Here is a 3,867-nt window from a genome sequence, read left to right on the forward strand (position 1 = left end):
ATGCAGATGAAGATGAATATATTTTACTGCCGCTTCAATTTCTCTGCTGTAATGTTGCATCCCGGACTTCTGCACTTCCTGGGCAAATCTCAGGGCTGCTTTTTGTGATAACTTTTCTATGGAAGATTTGTTGGTACACTCTTCTACTGTCTGAATATAACCGTCGCTTAATGCATAAGCAGTTTCTTCAGGTACACCACCTTCAATGGCAGCTCTGGTAAACAGCGTAATTCCTGCAATAAACATATTTTTACTGTTTCGCAGTTCATTTCTGGACAGGATTCCAGGGGTTCCATCCGGTGTGAGCTGAAAAACAGACTGTATTCTGTCTGTCTGGCCATTCCTGATAGCATCATACTGCCGACGCTCACTGGCATAGGATAATTGCCATAACAGCTACGGAAAGTACAATGTTTCCGCACGGCAATTCTGCTGCAAAGGGAACAGAGCCAATTGCTGCCTGTACCGTTGCTTTCGGAAGGTATGCAATAACACAAAAAGCCCTTTCTTTTGCAGATAGATTTGTTTTCACTGTGCAGAGCAATACGCCGAAAGACCGGAAGATCAGCGCAACGAAAATCATAGCAACTGCGGCAAGTCCGGCTTCCAGTGTATAGCGGATATCCACAGCAGCACCCACCAGAACGAAAAGAATCACTTCCGCAGCCAGCCAGAGCTTTCCGAATTTTTCCGACAATCTCTTTGATACAAAAGCTGTGCATTTCATTTTCAGAACGCATGCCATACTTACCACTGCCAGCAGCCCGGAGACTGCGATTTTTCCTTCCAGCCAGCCTTCAATCGCAATCAGGAGAAAAGAACATCCCAGAACAATGATTACTTTCATACTGTTTCTGACATAATATTTCTTCGCATATGCAGTCTCAAAAAACAGATACAGCAGATAGCCTACACTCGCTCCAAGAATAATTCCCAGAATAATGGAAACCGGAATATTAGCAAATACTTTGATATCCGCGGTTATTACAACACCGTTCTTTTTTATACCTACCAGCCAAACGCATCCCGAATCAATGCCCCAGTTTCTCCATCTATGTAAAATAATTCCTGTTCGTCCGGAGAATCTTTCCACTGGTAAGGGCAGCGGAAACTCCAGACAGGCCTGTAAACGATTCCCTCTGCAGTTTCATCAATATAATATTCCAGACAGATTTTTGTAACTGGAATCGTGGTTGATTCCGTTTCCCCTGTATCATTCTGTTCTGTAAAAAAACCTATTTTCCCGTCTTTTACATATTGTTCCACTGATTTTAGAATTTCTTCCATAGGAAGCATAGTAACTGATTCTTCCTCTTTCACTTGAAGTGGAATCGGCATATTAAAATAGCAATCTTCAAGTTCAGGGCCAAAACCTGTATTTCCCCGATAATAATACTGGGAAAGTCCACCCACCAATACTCCATTCAGCAGAATTTCCGTGTCGTAATAATCATATCCTACTTCCATGTCGCTGATTGATTTTCTTACAGAAGTTCCAGTTAAATTAGCTCTGGAAAGCAGCTGATTTATAATATTTAATTCCTCATCTTCCGTACTTTTTCCTAAAGATCCCAGGTCTTTTTCACTTAATCCATCACACTGTATCATTCCGTCTGAAACGAATAACTGCAGTCCTTTTTCTTTATTTTCCCAGACCATTTCATCTGTCACAGATTTTTCCCAGCCATCTTTCCCACCAAACCAGGAGCGGATTTCTTCCTCTGATACGTTACATTTTTCCAGGATTCCTTTCGAAACATCGGAGGTACTTCCGATAATATCGGCCTCTATCGTAAGCGTTCCTGATTTTCCCGGCAAAGAAGCTGTTACATGACTTTCCTTTATCTGTAACACTGTTGTTTCTGAATCATATTTCTCATTTACTTCCGTAGAATCTAAAGAACTTTCTGAACTTGTTGTTTCCTGTGTACTCTCATCCAAGGAATCCGAAGTGGGTTCTACTCCAGTATCTTCAGCTAGCAGCTTTCCTTCTTTCCTGTATTTTTCTATGATATCCCGTACTTCATTATTTAATGGAAGGGTTAACGTAAGAGTCTGAGGCGTATATCCTCTGTAAACATCCTCCGCAGGCAGTGCATAAGAAAGCATTCCTTCTGAATCTGTAAAAGAACCAGTTTTAAAAATTTTTTCGTAAACTTTATAATCTTTCCAGGTGTAATAAATCTTACCGTTATAATCCGGATATGCCTGAATGGTCATGGAAAGCTCTACCTTGGAATCTTCTTTTAATATTTTTTCTGTCAATGCATCATCATACAGGGTAATATGCCCATAATAGAGATTTTCCCCGTCTATCTTATTCAAAGATGCAAGTGCATCTTCTCCATTCACTGTCGCATGGTCCCTGCAACTGATCATATAGTTCCTCGCCTCGTTTGAAGGTTCACCCAGAAAGCTTAAACTACTGCCATCAAAATAAGCTTCTGTAATAGAAAGCATAGACTGTCTCCAATCCATCTCCTCAAGAGTTATATGATAAGAAGTCATATCTTCTACATTTTCTGCATTTGAATCAGGTTCTGTAACAATCATTTGGGCAGTTTCCTGTCCAGTAACACCCTGCTGCTCCAGTTCTTTATGAAGCCATCCAAGTTTTGTTGCAAGTACACCGGTGCTAATGCCTAATACAGCAGCCACCGGAAGAAGAATCCGAATTATTTTTTTCTTATTCCCTGAACTTTTCTTTCTTCTTTCATCTGGTTTTATGACTAAATTATTCGTGTTACCAATTCTCTCATCTGGAGAATCTAAAATTCCCTTCAGAACATCTTCCATAGCTTTATCAATATTATCGGGTATCTCAGTTTCTTCTTTTAAAATTTTTCTGATTTCTTTTTCATTCATATCCATCACCTCCTGATCACCCTTTTTAATTTTGCTCTTGCCCTGGAAAGTTTAGTTGATACGGTATTGCTGTTCATTTCAAGAAGAACACCTATTTCCTTTACAGAAAATTCATCAAAATAATAGAGTTCTACAATTTTCCTACTTTCTTCATCAAGACATAAAAGCAATTGCTTCCATTCACAAAGATCCAGGTCTTCACAATGTATACCTTCTTCAAAATTTTCCAGTTCTGTGTCACGGTTCTTTTGACGGAGAATGTCTTTACATTCGTTTATCAGAATCCGAATCAGCCAAGTCTTAAAATATTTCACTTCTCTCAGCCCCTGTATATTTTCATAACAGGACAGGATTGCATTTTGCAGTGCATCTGCAATGTCTTGCTCGTTCCGAAGATAAACCCAGGCTGCTTTATATAAGCTCTGCTTATTCATCCGGATCAATTGAACAAACGCTTCTTTATCTCCGTTTTTAGCTGCTGTTACCAAAGCATCCATTTTTATACCCCCTTTTCATTTTTATAACTATTAGACTTGAAATATGGGCAGTTCCTTTCAAAAATTTTTTATTTTATACAAAAAAAGACACAGGCAATCGAAGATGGATCGTCAATGTCTTTTTATTCTCAATTTTCAAATTTGCTCATTTATGGTTGAAAAAAGGTACTTATCTGGTTCCTTTCCATTTTTAATAAAACAAAAAAGCCAGAAAGCCTTGATTTCACTGACTTTCTGACTCGTTAGAAGCAGGGGATGAGAGAATCGAACTCCCACCAAAGGTTTTGGAGACCCCTATCATACCATTTGACCAATCCCCTACAAAGTATATTTTATATACTCTCAAAACTACATACATGCTGACATTTCCCTGAGATTCATTACTTCCTGCGTTGCTGAGTGAATGATCTACTCCGCGGTGGTCACTTCGTGACTCCGTCTCTCAGCGTTTTGGTCAAGCCCTCACCCGATTAGTAACAGTCAGCTCCATGTGTTGCCACACTTC

3 protein-coding genes, 1 tRNA gene and 1 pseudogene are annotated in these 3,867 nt (G+C 39.5%); all 5 read right to left on the reverse strand.

What is annotated here, in order from left to right; genetic code table 11:
- Nucleotides 1-246 (reverse strand): annotated as a pseudogene (locus LI074_RS16740) (helix-turn-helix domain-containing protein); the annotation flags it as partial.
- A gap of 121 nt (nucleotides 247-367) precedes the next feature.
- Nucleotides 368-1,093, reverse strand: coding sequence for a cation:proton antiporter domain-containing protein (locus tag LI074_RS16745; protein WP_243240829.1), 726 nt, complete (start codon nucleotides 1,091-1,093; stop codon nucleotides 368-370).
- Nucleotides 1,009-2,865: a hypothetical protein gene (locus LI074_RS16750; RefSeq protein WP_243240830.1), complete on the reverse strand. Its 1,857-nt coding sequence runs from the start codon at nucleotides 2,863-2,865 to the stop codon at nucleotides 1,009-1,011. The genes LI074_RS16745 and LI074_RS16750 overlap by 85 nt, the downstream gene beginning before the upstream one ends.
- Nucleotides 2,866-2,870: 5 nt before the next feature.
- Nucleotides 2,871-3,362, reverse strand: a complete 492-nt coding sequence (locus tag LI074_RS16755) for an RNA polymerase sigma factor (RefSeq protein ID WP_118585873.1) — start codon at nucleotides 3,360-3,362, stop codon at nucleotides 2,871-2,873.
- Between the two features lie 249 nt (nucleotides 3,363-3,611).
- Nucleotides 3,612-3,682: transfer RNA gene (locus LI074_RS16760), tRNA-Trp, on the reverse strand.
- Nucleotides 3,683-3,867: the final 185 nt, after the last annotated feature.

Origin of the sequence: Blautia sp. MSK18_10 (genome assembly GCF_020553185.1) — a bacterium.
GTDB lineage: Bacteria > Bacillota > Clostridia > Lachnospirales > Lachnospiraceae > Blautia_A > Blautia_A wexlerae.